The 15,971-nt window shown below is 71.8% G+C and carries 15 protein-coding genes; 8 read left to right on the top strand and 7 right to left on the bottom strand.

The window, feature by feature from the left end; translation table 11 throughout:
• Positions 1-195 precede the first annotated feature (195 nt).
• The gene (locus ACTOWL_RS00475) at positions 196-912 is read left to right on the top strand and encodes a response regulator transcription factor (protein ID WP_441319215.1); all 717 of its coding nucleotides are present in this window, start codon (positions 196-198) and stop codon (positions 910-912) included.
• An 81-nt stretch (positions 913-993) separates the two neighbouring features.
• On the top strand, positions 994-1,614 hold the full coding sequence (locus ACTOWL_RS00470) for a TetR/AcrR family transcriptional regulator (protein ID WP_441319214.1): 621 nt from the start codon (positions 994-996) through the stop codon (positions 1,612-1,614).
• Here ACTOWL_RS00470 and ACTOWL_RS00465 read toward each other — a convergent pair.
• Both ACTOWL_RS00465 and ACTOWL_RS00460 read right to left on the bottom strand, forming a co-directional pair.
• Entirely contained in the window at positions 1,560-2,399 is an 840-nt protein-coding gene (locus ACTOWL_RS00465; protein ID WP_441319213.1) for a carbon-nitrogen hydrolase family protein, read from the bottom strand. The two genes, ACTOWL_RS00470 and ACTOWL_RS00465, sit on opposite strands and share 55 nt — an antisense overlap.
• Positions 2,399-4,063: a Na/Pi cotransporter family protein gene (locus ACTOWL_RS00460; protein ID WP_441319212.1), complete on the bottom strand. Its 1,665-nt coding sequence runs from the start codon at positions 4,061-4,063 to the stop codon at positions 2,399-2,401. The genes ACTOWL_RS00465 and ACTOWL_RS00460 overlap by 1 nt, the downstream gene beginning before the upstream one ends.
• Before the next feature lie 146 nt (positions 4,064-4,209).
• Between ACTOWL_RS00460 and ACTOWL_RS00455 the strand changes: the two genes are divergently transcribed.
• The 4 genes from ACTOWL_RS00455 (at position 4,210) to ACTOWL_RS00440 (ending at position 8,036) form a co-directional block, all read left to right on the top strand.
• Positions 4,210-4,662: an NUDIX hydrolase gene (locus ACTOWL_RS00455; RefSeq protein ID WP_441319211.1), complete on the top strand. Its 453-nt coding sequence runs from the start codon at positions 4,210-4,212 to the stop codon at positions 4,660-4,662.
• 86 nt (positions 4,663-4,748) lie between these two features.
• Positions 4,749-5,777 carry a nicotinate-nucleotide--dimethylbenzimidazole phosphoribosyltransferase gene (gene cobT, locus ACTOWL_RS00450; RefSeq protein WP_441319210.1) on the top strand — a complete coding sequence of 343 codons (1,029 nt, stop codon included), beginning with the start codon at positions 4,749-4,751 and terminating at the stop codon, positions 5,775-5,777.
• A 2-nt stretch (positions 5,778-5,779) separates the two neighbouring features.
• The gene (locus ACTOWL_RS00445; RefSeq protein ID WP_441319209.1) at positions 5,780-6,232 is read left to right on the top strand and encodes a PaaI family thioesterase; all 453 of its coding nucleotides are present in this window, start codon (positions 5,780-5,782) and stop codon (positions 6,230-6,232) included.
• Between the two features lie 55 nt (positions 6,233-6,287).
• Complete coding sequence (locus ACTOWL_RS00440; RefSeq protein WP_441319208.1) at positions 6,288-8,036, top strand: adenylate/guanylate cyclase domain-containing protein; 1,749 nt, start codon at positions 6,288-6,290, stop codon at positions 8,034-8,036.
• A 7-nt stretch (positions 8,037-8,043) separates the two neighbouring features.
• On the opposite strand, the gene ACTOWL_RS00435 is transcribed toward ACTOWL_RS00440, so the two are convergent.
• Together ACTOWL_RS00435 and ACTOWL_RS00430 are read right to left on the bottom strand one after the other, a co-directional pair.
• A complete protein-coding gene (locus tag ACTOWL_RS00435; RefSeq protein ID WP_441319207.1) occupies positions 8,044-10,014 on the bottom strand; it encodes a MacB family efflux pump subunit in 1,971 nt (656 codons plus the stop codon).
• 8 nt (positions 10,015-10,022) lie between these two features.
• A complete protein-coding gene (locus ACTOWL_RS00430; RefSeq protein WP_441319206.1) occupies positions 10,023-11,294 on the bottom strand; it encodes an efflux RND transporter periplasmic adaptor subunit in 1,272 nt (423 codons plus the stop codon).
• A gap of 191 nt (positions 11,295-11,485) precedes the next feature.
• Here ACTOWL_RS00430 and ACTOWL_RS00425 point away from each other — a divergent pair, with 191 nt between their 5' ends.
• Positions 11,486-11,836, top strand: coding sequence for a YciI family protein (locus ACTOWL_RS00425; RefSeq protein WP_441319205.1), 351 nt, complete (start codon positions 11,486-11,488; stop codon positions 11,834-11,836).
• 41 nt (positions 11,837-11,877) lie between these two features.
• Here ACTOWL_RS00425 and ACTOWL_RS00420 read toward each other — a convergent pair whose 3' ends face one another.
• Positions 11,878-13,053: a calcium-binding protein gene (locus tag ACTOWL_RS00420; protein WP_441319204.1), complete on the bottom strand. Its 1,176-nt coding sequence runs from the start codon at positions 13,051-13,053 to the stop codon at positions 11,878-11,880.
• Positions 13,054-13,414: 361 nt separating this feature from the next.
• Entirely contained in the window at positions 13,415-13,945 is a 531-nt protein-coding gene (locus ACTOWL_RS00415; protein ID WP_441319203.1) for a cupin domain-containing protein, read from the bottom strand.
• 98 nt (positions 13,946-14,043) lie between these two features.
• On the opposite strand from ACTOWL_RS00415, the gene ACTOWL_RS00410 reads away from it, so the two are divergent.
• A complete protein-coding gene (locus tag ACTOWL_RS00410) occupies positions 14,044-14,541 on the top strand; it encodes an LEA type 2 family protein (protein WP_441319202.1) in 498 nt (165 codons plus the stop codon).
• On the opposite strand, the gene ACTOWL_RS00405 is transcribed toward ACTOWL_RS00410, so the two are convergent.
• Positions 14,478-15,887: an aminotransferase-like domain-containing protein gene (locus ACTOWL_RS00405; RefSeq protein WP_441319201.1), complete on the bottom strand. Its 1,410-nt coding sequence runs from the start codon at positions 15,885-15,887 to the stop codon at positions 14,478-14,480. The genes ACTOWL_RS00410 and ACTOWL_RS00405 overlap by 64 nt on opposite strands.
• Positions 15,888-15,971: the final 84 nt, after the last annotated feature.

Raw genomic sequence — 15,971 nt, 5'->3', positions numbered from 1 at the left:
ACATCCCGGATTCCCTTGAGGATGGGAGGGCGCCCCATGACTTTCCCATCCTCATCCCGGGTCAGTCATAATATAGGATAGCGGCAACGAAATCAGGTTGTCGCCACCGAAACACCATAAACAGTTACAATAATCCTAGGATCGTCCGCTGGTTTTCCGCCGGCGGACGATCTCTGCATCATTTGAGTCCTCGTTTTGGCTGAAGCGATTCCTTTCGATCTGATCGGTCGGATCTATCGGGCCTCCATCGGGAACGAGGCCTGGGCGACGGCGTTCGACCACCTGTCCGAGATCCTCGGCGGCAGGAGAACGACGTTCCACCGATTCTGCGCGCCGCGCGGGCGGCCCGAGACCGGGCTCCGTCTCCTGCCGACGCCGGCCGCCGACCGCTCCCGGCCGCCGCCGCCCCAGCTGCCGATCGGATCGGTCTTCCTCGGTGGCATGCCGGTGCCGGGGACGCCTGGCGCAGGCATCGGGTTCTACCATGAGGTGCTGAAGCCGTGGGGCCTGCTCAGCGGCCTGTACTGGCTCAGCTTCGACCCGCACAGATCCGCTGCCGCCCTGACCCTCTGGCGGCCGCCGCACGGCTCCGGCTGGAGCGAGGAGCAGCTCCTGGTCCTGCGCTGTCTCGCGCCGCATCTCGACTGCGCCCTCGCCATCGAACGCCGGCTGGCCGCGGCGCACCGGGCCGCCGGCGCCCTGCCGCTGGCACCTCCGGCTCTGACCCAGCGCGAGCGGGACTGCCTGCTCCTGGTCGCCCGAGGCGCCTCGAACAAGGAGGCCGCGCGCCGCCTCGGCCTGTCGATCTACACGGTCGAAGGCCATATCAAATCGGCGATCCGCAAGCTGCAGGCGACCAGCCGTACCGGCGCCGTCGCCACCGCGCTGGCCCTCGGCCTGCTCAATGGCTGAGCCTTCCCGGATCATCGACTCTCCGGTTGAGTGAGCCCGCGCCCGCTATATAAATAATCATTTGCTTACAAACCGAGTCCAATGCCCCGCCCCCGCACCATCCCGGACGAAGCCCTGCTCGACGGCGCCCTGGCGGTGCTGCGCCGAGCCGGGCCGGAGGGCATGACCTTCGCCGCGGTGGCGGCCGAGACCGGCCTGTCGGCGGCGACCCTGGTGCAGCGCTTCGGCGGCAAGGCGGCGCTGGTCCAGGCGGCGCTGCTGCGCGCCTGGGACCTGCTGGACGCCCGCACCGCGGCGGCCGACGCCGCGGCAGCGCCAACCGCGGCGGGCGCCATCGATCTGCTGGTCTCGCTGTCCGGCGACTACGGCGCCGAGGACGACTATGCCGAGGGCCTCTTGGTGCTGCGCGAGGATCTGCGCGACCCGGTGCTGCGCCGCCGCGGCGCCGCCTGGGGCCGGGTGCTGGCCGCGGCGCTGGGCCGGCGTCTGGCCGACGCCGCCGGCCCGCGGCCCGATCTCGGCCGGCTGATGGCGGCGCAATGGCAGGGCGCCGTGCTGTGGTGGGGCTTCGAGCGCGGCCGGTCGCTGCCGGAGGCGGTGGCCGCCGAGCTGGAGGCGTTCTGCCGGACCGTCGCCACCCCGGCCGATCAGAACCCCAGCCGGTCGCGGCTGCGCGGATCGTCGACCCGGCGTGATTCGTAGATCTCGCCCAGCCGCGCCGTCCGGCGCCAGGGCCGCGCCTTTTCCAGCGCGATGGCGAAGGCCGGATCGGACCGGTCGAGCGTGCCGAAGACGAGGCCGGATCCGCCGTCCCGGCCGCCCTCGACCAGCACGGCGCCGTTCGGCCCGATCAGGCTGGCGGGAAGATCCCGGCTGCACTGCGCCGGGTTCGCGAGCCCGATCCACAGGCAGGTCGCCGCCGCATGGCCCCGGGCCAGCGTGCTGAAGGCCGAGTGAGGGGCATAGGCCGAGACCAGCACCGCGTCGACGCCCAGCGCCTCGTATTCGGCGAAGAGCTCGGGGAACACGGTCTCGATGCAGATGGCGCAGCCGAAGGTGAAGCCGTCCACCGCGAAGGTCAGCGGCGTCTCCCCGGGCGAGAACCAGTCGGTGATCTCGGTGTGCGAGCAGCGCCGCTTGTCGTAGCGCCCGGCCAGCACGCCGGTGTCGGCGATGACGTAGAGGCTGTTGTGCGGCCGGTGCGGCGCGGTCAGCGGATGGGCGCTGCCGAGCACCAGCCACAGGCCCAGGCTGCCGGCCAGGGCCGCCGTCTCCTCCAGCTCCTCGCGCAGCGCCGGCCAGTTGACCTCGTCCCAGGAGGCGATCTCGGATTTGCAATAGCCGGACGCGACGCCTTCCGGGAACTGGACCAGCCGCGCCCCGCCCGCCGCGGCGCGGCGCATCAGGCCGCGGATCTCCCGGCCGTTGGCTCGGACGTCGCGGTCGATCCGGCTCTGGGCGACGGCGATGCGCAGCGGGCCGGCCATCACGGCCCCTCGCCGTCGGTGACCCGGCTGGGCAGCAGCTCGCCCGAGCGTTCCAGCACCGGATAGGCCGCGGCCGCCACGATGTGGCCGTTGACCCGCTTCATGTCGCGCAGCAGGTCGAGATGCAGGGCGCTGGTCTCCGCCGTGTCGCGGCGGCCGGCGCGCAGCCGCTCGAAATGCGACTGCGTCGCCGCCGCCTCGAGGTCGCGGAACGCCACCTTCTCGTCGACCAGGAGGCGGGCGGCGCGGCGATCGTCGGTCATGAACAGCGAGGCGGCGGTGCGCAGGTTGGTGACCAGCCGGTCCATCATCGCCAGCAGCTCGGCCTCGCCCTCCTTCGAGAATTCGAGGCCGCGCTTGAGCCGCTTGGCGCAGTGCGGCAGCAGGTTGCCGTCGATCACGTCGCCCGCCTGCTCCATGTTCATGGCGAAGTTCAGGGTCTCGCCCAGCCGGCGGTGGTCGGACTCGCTGAGCGAGTCGGGGTCGAGCGAGGTCAGGTAGGTCTTGATGGCGGTGTTGAGATGGTCGAGCACGTCGTCCAGCCGCTTGGTCTCGGCGATCAGCTTGCGGTCGCCCTTGTGCAGCGCGTCGCGGGCGCCGTGCAGCATCGTCTCCAGCACGTCGGCCAGGCGCATCGCCTCGCGCGCGGCGCCGCCCAGCGCGACGATCGGCGTCTCCCGCGCCGCGGCGTCGAGATAGAGCGGCCGTGACGGGTCGGCCGGGTCGACCCGGCGCGGCAGCAGGCGCTGCAGCAGCTTCGAATAGGGCGTCAGCAGCGGCAGGAAGATGACCGCCAGCGCCAGGTTGAACAGGGTGTGGAAATCGGCCACGGCGCGGGCGTTGTCGGGCTCGACCGTCACCATCAGCGGCCCGATCCACCGCAGCAGGATCAGCGCCACGATCACCCCGAGCACCCGGTTGGCCAGGTTGCCGATCGGCAGCCGCTTGGCGGCGGGGTCGTCGCTGGACACGCCTTCGATCACCGGGTTGATCGCGGTGCCGAGATTGGCCCCCAGCACCAGGGCGAAGGCGGCCTCCGGCGGCACCACGCCGTTGGCGGCCAGCGACATCACCAGCAGCACCACGGCGACGCTGGAATGCACCGCCCAGGTGAAGATTGCGGCCAGCAGCACGTCGAGGATCGGCTCGGTCGAGATCGAGCCGAGCAGCAGGCGCAGGCTGGGCGCGTCCTCATAGGGCGTCATCAGCGACAGCAGCTGGTGCAGCGCCATCAGCATCAGGCCGAGCCCGATGAAGACCCGGCCGAGATCATGCGTCGGGGTGCTGGTGTCGCGCCGGAACAGCAGGAAGCCGATCAGGATCAGCACCGGTGCCGCGGCGGCGACGTCGAAGGACAGCACCTGCACGATCAGCGTGGTGCCGACATTGGCGCCCAGCATCACCGCCAGGGCCGGCACCAGCTCGACCAGCCCGCCGGCGGCGAAGCCCGCCACCATCAGCCCGGTGGCCGTGCTACTCTGCAGCACCGCGGTGACGCCGATGCCGGCGAGGAAGGCGCGGAACCGATTCTTCAGCGCGCTACCGAGGATCGAGTGCAGCTTCGGGCCGAAGGTGCGCTGGATCCCGGTCTGCACCATATGCGTGCCCCACAGCAGCAGGGCGATGGTGCCGGCCAGGTCGATCAGGGTGACGGGGAAGCTCATCCTCGGGCCTCGAAAGGCAATCGCCTCCGCTCTTGTCTTCACATAGGCTTTGTGTCGGACGGGCCGGGTGATCGGAACGGCGGGAACCGCGCGATGGTTCCTGATTTGCCCGGGCCGATCAAGGCCGGGCACGGTGGAGGATGGGGATGCCGGGCAAGACCAAGGCCATCCGGGTGCAGCACGGCGCCCTGCCCTACCGGATCGGGCCGGACGGCGCGGTCGAGATCCTGCTGGTCACCTCGCGGGAGACGCGGCGCTGGATCATCCCGAAGGGCTGGCCGATCAAGGGGCTGAAGCCGTCGAAATCGGCGGCGCGCGAGGCCTATGAGGAGGCCGGGGTGCGCGGCGCCGTCGGGTCGAAGCCGATCGGCAACTTCGTCTATGACAAGTGGCTGGAGGAGGGGGTGAGCGTGCCCTGCGAGGTCGGCGTCTTCCCGCTGAAGGTCGAGCGGCAGCACAAGACCTGGCCCGAGGCACATGAACGCGAGACCCGGTGGTGCGGCCCCGAGGAGGCGCTGGACCTGCTGGACGATACCGGGCTGCGCGACCTGGTTGCCGGGTTCGTCGCCCGGCTGGAGGCGCGCAAGGCGGCGGAGTAGGGGCCGTCCGGACGGCGCCGCGCCGGTTTTGACGGCGCACCGCTTTGGTGGCAGGGTCCGCGCTTCCGCAACCGGACGCCCCTGCCATGCCCGCGACACCCCTGCCCGACACCCTCGACGAGATCCGCGCCCTGCTGCGCCACCTGCCGGGCCCCGACCTCGAGGCCGGCACGGCGGTGCGCGAGCGCGACCGGCAGCTGACCAAGCCGCCCGGGTCGCTGGGCCGGCTGGAGGATCTGGCGGAGTGGATGGCGGTGTGGCAGGGCAAGCACCCGCCGCAGCTGCGCCGCCCCCGGGTCGCGGTGTTCGCCGGCAACCACGGCGTCGCCGTGGCCCAGGGCGTCTCGGCCTATCCGGTGGCGGTGACGGCGCAGATGGTGAAGAACTTCGTCGCCGGCGGCGCCGCGGTGAACCAGCTGTGCCAGGCCGCCGACAGCGACCTGCGGGTCTATGAGCTGGACCTGGAGCATCCGACCGCCGACTTCACCATCGCCCCGGCGATGACCGAGACCGAATGCGTCCGCGCCATGGCCTACGGCATGATGGCGGTGGAGCCGGGCCTCGATCTCTTGTGCCTCGGCGAGATGGGGATCGGCAACACCACCGCCGGCGCGGCGCTGGCGACGGCGCTGTTCGGCGGCGAGGCGGCCGACTGGGTCGGCCCCGGCACCGGCGTCGACGCCGCCGGGGTCCGGCACAAGGCCGAGGTGGTGGCCAAGGGCATCGCCGCCCATCGGGCCGCGCTGACCGACCCGCTCGAGGTGCTGCGCCATCTCGGCGGGCTGGAGCTGGCGGCGATCGCCGGCGCGGTGCTGGCGGCGCGGATGGCCCGCATCCCGGTGCTGCTGGACGGCTACACCTGCACCACCGCCGCCGCGGTGCTGTGGGCTGTGGACCGCCACGCGCTGGACCATTGCCAGGTCGCCCATGTCTCGGCCGAGCCGGGGCACCGCCGGCTGCTGGAGAAGCTGGGCCGCAGCGCGCTGCTGGATCTCGGCATGCGGCTCGGCGAGGGCTCCGGCGCGGCCCTGGCGATCGGCCTGGTGCGCGGCGCCCTGGCCTGCCATGAGGGCATGGCCACCTTCGGCCAGGCCGGGGTCAGCGACAAGGACTGACCGTGACCCCTCCGACCCCGAAAGACCCGGCCTACCGGGACCGCGTCCAGGCCAGCTTCGACAAGCAGGGGCTGATGCGCACGCTCGGCGCCTCGATCCTGCGAATCGAGCCGGGGGCAGTCGAGATCGCGCTGGCGCCAGGCCCGGCGGTGTCGCAGCAGCACGGCTTCGTCCATGCCGGCGCCGTATCTGCGATCGCCGACACCGCCGCCGGCTATGCCGCGCTCAGCCTGATGCCTGCCGGGGCCGGGGTACTGACCACCGAGTTCAAGATCAACCTCCTGGCCCCCGCCATCGGCGAGCGCATCCTGGCGCGGGGGCGCGTCGTCAAGGCGGGGCGCACCCTGACCCTGGCGCAGACGGAGGTCTTCGCCGAGGCTGACGGGAAGGAGCGGCTGGTCGCGCTGCTGACCGCCACGCTGATGACGATCGAAGGCCGAGGGGTGACGGATTAAGGTATAAAGTGTCGGCGACGCGCATCAGGCTGGATCCCCTTTGAGCACCGACCGCGTGACCCGCAGGCTTGCCGCGATCCTGGCGATCGACATGGTCGGGTATTCCCGGCATGTCGAGGCCGACGAGGCCGGCACCATCGCCCGGCACAGGGCGCATCGGCGCGAGCTGGTCGAGCCGGCGCTGCACGGCCATGGCGGCCGCGTGGTCAAGACCACCGGCGACGGCATGCTGGTCGAGTTCGGCAGCGTGGTCGACGCGCTGGACGCCGCGGTGCGGATCCAGCGCGCGGTGGCCGAGGCCGAGGCCGGGCAGTCGCCCGACCGACGCATCCAGTACCGCGCCGGGATCAACCTGGGCGACATCGTCATCGACGGCGACGACATCCTGGGCGACGGCGTCAACATCGCCGCCCGCCTCGAGGGCATGGCCGAGCCGGGCGGCATCTCGGTCACCGCCAGCGTGTTCGACCAGGTGATCGGCAAGCTGGATCTGGCCTTCGACGATCTCGGCCAGCAGCAGCTCAAGAACATCCAGAAGCCGGTGCGGGTGTACCGGGTGCGGCTGGAGCTGGCGGCCCCCATGGACGGCGCTTCGCCGGGCGGCGGCGCCCCGGCCAAGCCGTCGATCGCGGTGCTGGCGTTCCAGGACATGAGCGCCGGCCGCGACCACGAATACTTCGCCGACGGCATCGCCGAGGACATCATCACCGGCCTGTCGCGCCATGCCGGCTTCCTGGTGATCGCCCGCAACTCCTCCTTCACCTACAAGGGCGGGCCGGTCGACGTGAAGCTGGTGGCAGGCGAGCTTGGCGTCCGCTACGTGCTGGAGGGCAGCGTGCGCAAGGGCGGCAGCCGCATGCGCATCACCGCCCAGCTGATCGACGCCGCCACCGGCGCCCATGTCTGGGCCGAGCGCTACGATCGCGAGATGGACGACATCTTCGCGGTGCAGGACGAGATCACCGACAGCATCGTCGGCGTGGTGGCGCCCGAGCTGATCGGCGCCGAGATGCGCCGCGCCCGGCGGCTGGACCCGGCCGGCATGGACGCCTGGGACTGCGTCATGCGCGCCGGCTGGCACGCCTGGCGCCTGACGCCGGAAGACGGCGCCCAGGCCCGCACCTTCGCCGCCCAGGCGATCGCCCTCGATCCCGGCCTGGCCCGCGCCCGCGTCGTCCACGCCATGTGCGACGTCTGGGACGTGCTGTTCGGGCGCAGCCCCGACCCCGGCCGGTCGCTGATGGCGGCCGACATGATGGCGCGCCAGGCGGTCGACCTCGACCCGCGCGACGCCGAGGCGCAGACCGTGCTGGGCATGGTCGCCCTGTTCCTGCGCCGCTTCGACGAGGCCGAGCGGCGGCTGGAGACGGCGCTGGCGATCAACCCCAACCTGGCCTTCGCCCATATGCTGGGCGGCGGCCACTACGCCCTGTCGGGCCAGGCCGAGCAGGCGCGGCAGTCGCTGGGCACGGCGCTGCGGCTGAGCCCGCGCGACCCCGCCAACCACTGGTGCCACGCCTTCCTCGGCCTCGCCGCCTTCGCCGAGGGCGACGACGCGGCGGCGGCAGAGGCGGCGCGCCGGGCCATCCATCTGTACCCGGCCTTCCCGGTGGCCCACCGGCTGCTGACCGCCGCCCTGTCGGCGGCGGGCCGGGCCGACAAGGCAAAGACGGCGCTGGCCGGCCTGCTGGCCGTGGCGCCCGGCGCCACCATCGCCAACACCCGCGCCGGCGTGCCGTGGAAGGACCCGGCGACGATGGACCGCTACCTCGACGCCCTGCGCCGGGCAGGCCTGCCGGAATAGGCGGCCGCTAGTCGCGCGACAGCGCCACCACCGGATCGAGGCGCGAGGCGTTGCGGGCCGGCAGGTAGCCGAAGACGACGCCGATCAGGCTGGAGCACAGGAAGGCGGCGACGATCGAGGCGGGAGAGTAGATCAGCCCGATCACCGGGACGACGGCGCCGACCAGCGCGCCCAGGCCCAGGGCGAGGCCGATGCCCAGCACGCCGCCGATCAGGCACACCAGCACGGCCTCGATCAGGAACTGCTGCAGGATGTCCCCCTGCCGGGCGCCCACCGCCATGCGCACGCCGATCTCGGACACCCGCTCCGACACCGACACCAGCATGATGTTCATCACCCCGATGCCGCCGACCATCAGCGAGATCACGGCGATGCCGGCGATCAGCAGCGTCAGCAGCTGGGTGGCGTTGCTGATGGTCCGGCGGATGTCGTCGGTGTTGAGGATGAAGAAGTCCCGTGTGCCGTGCCGCTGGGTCAGGAACCGGGTCACCGCCGCCTCCGCCAGGTCGGTGCTGGTGTCGTCGGCGACGCGCACCGTGATGCTGCGCAGCGAGGTGTTGCCCATGAAGCGGGCCTGGACCGTGGTGTAGGGCAGGTACAGCGACAGGTTCTGGGCGCCGCCGAAGCCGCCCTGCTGGGTCTCGACCACGCCGACCACCCGGCACGGCACCTTGCCGACCAGCAGGACCTGGCCGATCGGGTCCTCGCCCGGGTCCGGGAACATCGTCTTGGCCGTCTCCTCGTCGATCACGACGTCCTGCGACAGCGACCGCGCGCCGTCGGCGTCGAACAGCCGGCCGCGCAGCAGCTTGGTGCCCCGCACCGTGAAGTACTGGCCGCCGACGCCGTTGACCAGGGCGCTGGACTCCCGCGCGCCGTAGCGCACGGTGCTGGTGGTCGACACCGTCGGCGTCACCCCGGCGACATAGGGCTGGCGGGCCAACTGGTCGGCATCGGCCACCACCAGCGTCGTCACCTTGGCCGACCGGACGTCGCCGAAATCCTTGCCGGCGAAGACCTCCAGCGTGTTGGTGCCGAGACCGGCGATCTCGGCCAGCACCCGCTGCTGCGTGCCCTGGCCCAGCGCCACCATGCAGACCACCGAGGCGATGCCGATGATGATGCCGAGCATGGTCAGCACCGTGCGCAGGCGATGCGCGTTCATCGCCAGCAGCGCCATGCGGAAGGCCTCGCGCAGGCGGTTCAGGAAGGCCAGCCACGGGCGCAGCGGCGCGCCCTGCGGCCGCAGCCGGGGCGCCGCGGCGGCGCCGTCCCCGGCCGGCGGCGTCCGGCGGTCGGCGACGATGGCCCCGTCGCTGATCTCGATGATGCGCTGGGCCCGGCTGGCCACCGCCATGTCGTGGGTGACGATGATCACCGTCCGCCCCTCGGCCTGCAGCTCGGCCAGGATGCGCAGCACCTCCTCGCCGCTGTGCCGGTCCAGCGCGCCCGTAGGCTCGTCCGCCAGCACCACGTCGGCGCCGTTCATCAGCGCCCGGGCGATCGACACGCGCTGCTGCTGCCCGCCCGACAGCTGGCCCGGCCGGTGGCCGATGCGGTCCGCCATGCCCAGCCGGCCCAGCAGGGCGGCCGCCCGCGTGTGGCGCTCCTCCGCCCGGCTGCCGGCATAGACCGCGGGGATCTCGACATTGCCCAGCGCGGTCAGCTCGCCCAGCAGGTGGTAGCGCTGGAAGATGAAGCCGAAATGCTCGCGCCGCAGCGCCGCCAGCTCGTCCGGCTCCAGCGCCGCAGTCTCCCGCCCGCGGATGCGGTAGCTGCCGGCAGTGGGCCGGTCGAGGCAGCCGAGGATGTTCATCAGGGTGGACTTGCCGGAGCCCGAGGCGCCGACGATCGCCACCATCTCGCCCGCCTCGATGGTCAGGTCGATGTCGTGCAGCGCCGCGATCGTGCCTTCGCCCGACGGGAATTCGCGCCGCAGGCCGCGCAGCACGAGCAGAGGTTCGCCCCCGGTCGTCATGGCCGCGGTCACGGCGGCGGTGGGCCGGGAGGACCGGACGAGCCGGCGGCGGCGGCCTGCTCCGCCAGCCCGCCGGTCACCACCCGCTCGCCGGCGCTCAGCCCCGACCGCACCTCGGCGACGGTCTTGTCGTTCAGGCCGATCCGGACCCGGCGCGGCTGCGCGGTGCCGTCGGCGCCGACGACCTGGACGGTGTGGCTGCCGTCAGCCGCGCGGGCCCCCAGGGCGGCGGAGGGAATGGTCACCACGCCGCGGGCCTGGCCCAGCACGATGTGCACCTCGGCGGTCATGTACGTCCGCAGATGGCCGTCGGCATTCGGCACGTCGAAGGTGCCGATGTAGTAGATCGCCGAGGAGGTCGAGGACGACGAGCTGCTGGAGCTGGAGGAGGAGGTGGTGGTGCTGAAGCTGGAATCGTTGCGGATCGATTCGGGCGCCGGCTCGATCGACATCAGCGCCGCCTCGTAGCGTTGCTCCCGGTCGCCCAGGATGGTGAAGTAGACCGGCTGGCCGGGCCGCACGGCGACGACGTCGGCCTCCGAGATCTCCGCCCGCACGATCATGGTGTCGAGGTCGCCGAGGACGACGATGGTCGGGGTCGACTGGCTGGCGTTCACCGTCTGCCCTTCCTGGCTGACGATCGCCAGCACGGTGCCGTCCGACGGGGCGGTGATGCGGGTGTATCCGAGGTCGACCTGCGCCGTCTCGATCGCCACCTGGCCTTCGACGATTTGGGCATCGAGCTGCTCGATCTGGGCCTCGGTGACATCGACGCCGGCCTGCGCCGATTCCAGTTCGGCCTGCGACGAGGCGCGCTGCGCCGTCATCGCCTTCTGCCGGGCCAGGGTCAGCCGGTTCAGCGTCAGCGTCGCCTCCCTCTCGGTCCGCTGCGCCCGCAGGTTGGCCAGCGACGCCTGGGCGGTGCGCAGCGCGTTCTGCTGGGTCACGCTGTCGATCTCGGCCACCAGGTCGCCCTTCGCCACCGTCTGGCCCAGCGCGACCTTGACCGAGGTGATGCGGCCGGACGCCTGGGCGCCGACCGCGACCAGCCGCGCCGGCTTCAGCGTGCCGGTGGCCAGGACCGATTCCTCGACATCGCCGATCGCCGCCGCCGCGGTCATCTGCGGCGCGGCGGCGGGCGGCGACAGCCAGTGCCACGCCGCCAAGCCGCCGGCGGCGAGCAGGGCCAGGACCGCGGCGATGGCGACGAACCGCCCTCGTCTGCGGCGGGGACGGGCCGGGGACGTGGTGGTGCTGGTGACGATGGGTCCGCTCCGCATCCGGATGAAAGGCCCGTGCAGGCCGGGCGGTGGGCGGGCCCTTATAGCCGGGATTATATGCCGGCGTATGTCCCAGCGTTGCCGCAGTGAGAATTCTTGTGGCCGAGCATATCCTGCTTCGGCTTCCAGTCCGGCGATGTCGATAACCGTGCCGGCCGGGCGACCAGGGACGGAACCAAAGGAGGCCAGGGATGCGCTATCTGCTGATCGTCCATGTCGACCCCGCCCTGACCGGCCGGCTGTCGCCCGAGGAGGGTCGCGACCTGACGCGCCGCTGCAGGACCTATGACGACGAGCACCGCCGCAGCGGCCATATCATCGCCTGCGGCCCGCTGGCCGAGCCGGAGACCGGCCGGATCGTGCGGCGCCGCGGCGACAGGACCGCGGTCACCGACGGCCCCTATGCCGAGACCAAGGAGCATCTCGGCGGCTTCATCCTGATCGAGGCCCGCGACATGGACGAGGCGGTCGCGATCGCCGCGAAATCGCCGATGACGGCGATGGGCAGCATCGAGGTGCGCGAGCAGCCGCCGATGGGGTGACGACTTCGGGGAGGCCGGCCGGCCTCCCCGAAGCGCAACGGCTACAGGATGAAATCCGCAGCCGTCAGGGCGTGCAGGCCGTTCAACTGGATCAGCAGATCCACGGCGCCGCCATTCACGTTGGCGCGCACGAAGGTGTTGCCGGCCACCTGGATGAAGCCGAGCTCGCCCGGATCATTCGGGAAGGCCAGGCCGACGAAGGTGAAGTCCTGGATGCCGGCGACGAGGGTGTTGGCGTCGATCGCCGACAGGTCGATGAAGTCGGTGTTGCCGGCCTCGACGAAATCACCGATCACGTCGGGTGTGGCGGCCGGCGAGTCCGCCACGCTGGTGAACACGAAGTTGTCGGGGTCCCCCCCGCCGATCAGGAGATCGACCCCGAGGCCGCCGGTGAGCACGTCGACCCCGGTCCCACCGAACAGGCTGTCATTCCCGGCCCCGCCCAGCAGGTCGTCGTCGCCGCCGCTTCCCGACAGGACGTCGTTGCCGAAGCCGCCCGAGAGCACGTTGTCGGCGAGGTTGCCGATGATGGTGTTGTTCAGATTGTTGCCGAAGCCGCTGATCGCGCCGGCGCCGGTCAGGGTCAGATTCTCGACCAGCGGGTCCGGAAGCAGGCTCCAGGTCACCGAGCTCAGGACCAGGTCGATGCCGGTGCCGGCCTCGTTGACATTGTCGCCGGCGTTGTCGACGACATAGGTGTCGTTGCCGTTGCCGCCGCTCATCAGATCGGCGCCGATGCCGCCGTCGAGCCGGTCGGCGCCCTCGCCACCGCTCAGGCTGTCATTGCCGCCGAAGCCGAGGAGTGTGTCGTTGCCGTCCAGGCCGCTCAGCCCATTGGCCACGCCATTGCCCTGGATCAGGTTGTTGAGGGCGTTGCCGATGCCCACCACCGCGGCGCCGGTCAGGGTCAGGTTCTCGACCAGGGCGTCGGCCGCGATGCTGAACGAGACCGAGGCGCTGACCGTGTCGATCCCGGTCCCGCCCTCGTTGACATTGTCGGCGCCGTTGTCGACGACATAAATGTCGTTGCCGTCGCCGCCGATCAGCGTGTCGGCGCCGAGCCCTCCATTCAGGACGTCGTTGCCGGCCCCGCCGATCAGCACATCGTTGCCCGCGAGGCCGAAGAGCGAGTCGTTGCCGCCGCGTCCCCAGATGATGTCGGCGACCGCCGACCCGAACAGGACGTCGTTCAAGAGCGTCCCGAAAATCGCGACCATGGTTTCCTCCTTGATGAAGTGTCTGAGCGTCGAACGCGGATACCGGACAGACCCCCGACCGCCCGCTTCGCCGGCCGGGCGAAACGGTCCCGCGCGGACGCATCCGCGCAGACGCAAGGGCAAAGCGCGCCCTCCAGCAGTCGTGATTGCTCCACAGCGGCGGTCAGCCCGCCTCAGTCCCGCGCAGCAACTGTATCGGCAACAGACCCGCAAGTCTGGAGGATCGCGCTTCGCGGCCGCATCAGATCTGCTTCGGCAAGGCGCAGGTTTCAGGCTGCGCAGCGGAATGACAGAACTGTGCATATAGTATTATTGCAGCATTATAATACCATGCGAATGCTTTGGAGACAAGATGCTAATATTATTTCGAGTCTTTGACTCGACCGCGCGCCGCCCGGACCTTGTCGGGCAGGCCGTCATGGTCGCCCATCGGGCGCTGCGGCGCGTCGTGCCACCAGTCGGGGCGTTTCGGCTTCTGCTCGGGGTTGCGCGGGTAGTTGATCCGGTTCTCCGGCTTCGGCGTCTCGCCGACGACCAGCAGCCGGACCTCGGCCTCGGTGTTGTTGATGAAGGTGTGGCACTGGCCGGTGCCGGCCGGGAAGCCCACCGCGTCGCCGGGCTTGAGCCGGTGCAGCACGCCGTCGAGCCAGGCGTCGGGCGTGCCTTCGAGGACGGTGACGAACTCCTCCTCATGGCTCTCGGCATGGGGGTAGGAGGTGCGGCGGCCGGGCGGCAACCGCTCGTGATGGATGCCGATCCGGGTCAGGCCGAAATGCCGGGCGAGGGGCGCGCCGATGCTCATCAGCTCGTCGTCGCCGCGGTAATGGTGGTCGTCCGGCCCCTCGATCTCGGTCCAATGCGCGATGCAGGACGGACGGTCGGTCGGTGCCATGCGAAATTCCCCCGGGTGCCGCGGCGATGGCCGAGGCTAGCCGAGCGCCGCCGCCGATGCCATGTCGCTGACAGATTCGCCACCGAGCCTCGGGGACCATGAACCGACCGACACGCCGACCGATCGACCGCCGCCGCCTTCTCGCCTTCTTGCCCGCCGGCGCCCTCGCCGCCTGCGCCGCGCCCTTCGCCGGGCCGCCGCCACCCCGGGTCGGCATCATCGACCTGCGACCCCTGGACGCCACCATGTTCGAGCAGCGCTGGGAGGCGCTGCTGCGGGTCGAGGAGCAGGCCGGCACCGGCCTCTCGGTCGACGCCATGACCGCGGCGATCGAGATGAACGGGCGCGAGTTCGGCAGCGGCCGGACCGACCGGCCCTTCCTGCTGCCGGCCCGCGGCGAGCGCCAGGTGTCGGTGCCGATGCGCGGCTCCGGCCTCGGCCTGGTCGACCAGCTGGCCACGATCGGCCGCCGCGGCGAGCTGAAATGGCGGATCGAGGGCGTGTTCGTCAGCGCCGGCCGCCAGATCCCGTATCAGGACGAGGGCACGGTGTTCTCGCTGCGGGATACGCTGAGGGACTCGCTGCTGCCGTTCTGAACGCCCAATACCCCGCGCAGCCGGGCCAGCGCCTCGGCCAACTCGGCCCGGCTGCTGGCGGCGGCGAGGCTGAGGCGCAGGCCCTGCGGCGCCTCGCGCGTCACCGCGAAGACATCGGCGGCCACCACCTCGACACCGGCGGCGAGGCAGCGGGCCGCGGCGGCGCCGGCATCGGCGGCCAAAGGCAGCCAGAGATGCGGGCCGGGCACGAGGTCGGGCGCGGCCAGCCCGGGCAGCGCGCGGCGGGCCTGGGCGTGCCGGGCCGCGATCTCCGCCCGCTGCCAGGCCAGGCGCCGGGCGGCGGTGCCGTCCTCGATCCAGCGGCAGGCGACCTCGCCCAGCAGCGGCGCCAGCGGCCAGCTGGTGGCGTGGATCTGCCCGGCCAGGTCGCGCACCGGGGCGCAGGCGCCGGCGACCAGGCCGAAGCGCAGCCCGGCCGCCACGGTCTTGGACAGGCTGGTGACCAGCACGCCGCGCTCCGGCGCCAGCGCCACCAGCGGCGGCCGGTCGGTCAGCGCGCCATAGGCGTCGTCCTCGACCAGCCACAGCCCGTGGCGGCGGGCGACCGCGGCGATCTCGGCCTGCCGCGCCGGGCCCATCACCGCGCCGGTCGGGTTCTGCAGGTTCGGCACCAGCACCGCGACTTTGGCGCCGGTGGCGCGGGCGGCACGGTCCAGCGCCTCGGGCAGCACGCCCTCGCCATCCATGGCGACGCCGTGCAGCGGCAGCCGCAGCCAGCGCGCCGCCGCCTTCAGGCCGGGGAAGGCGAGGTCTTCGACCAGCACCGGGTCGCCGGGGGCGCAGAGCTGCAGCAGCACCGCGGTCAGCGCCGCCTGCGCCCCGGCGCAGGGCACCACATCGGCCGGCCTGAGGTGCAGGCCCCGCGTGGCCAGCCAGGCGGCGCCGGCGATCCCGGCCCGCCGCAGCAGCGCCGGCGAATGGTAGGCCAGGGCGGCGTCGATCCGCCCCTCGGCGGCGACCGCGGCCAAGGCGGCGGCGAGGTCGGCGCTGTCCGGGTCGACCGCCGGGACAGTGGTCGACAGGTCGATCGGCGCGGCGGCACCGTTTGACACCGCTGCCTTGAGGCCGAACAGCGCCGCCTCGCGGCTGGCTGCCAGGACATAGGTGCCGCGCCCGACCTCGCCCGAGACCAGGTGCCGCCGCGCCGCCTCGCGATAGGCCTGGGTCACGGTGCTGACGTTCAGCCCGAGCTTCCAGGCCAGGTCGCGATGGGTCGGCAGCCGTTCGCCGGGCCGCAGGTCGCCCGCGGCGATGGCGTCGGCCAGCGCTTCGACGATGGCCAGGTAGCGGACCGGGCTGCGCCCCTCCAGGCTCGGGACCCACATTCTTGTCTGCCAGACAATGTCTTCGTTGACCCACACAATCCGCTCCGCCGATGCTGGGGTCAATCCCGACATCGGAGCGCCGAC

Origin of the sequence: Inquilinus sp. CA228 (assembly GCF_052078665.1) — a bacterium.
Lineage (GTDB): Bacteria > Pseudomonadota > Alphaproteobacteria > DSM-16000 > Inquilinaceae > Inquilinus.
The sequence above is the reverse complement of the archived record's forward strand: the minus strand, read 5'-3'. Positions and strand labels throughout refer to the sequence as shown.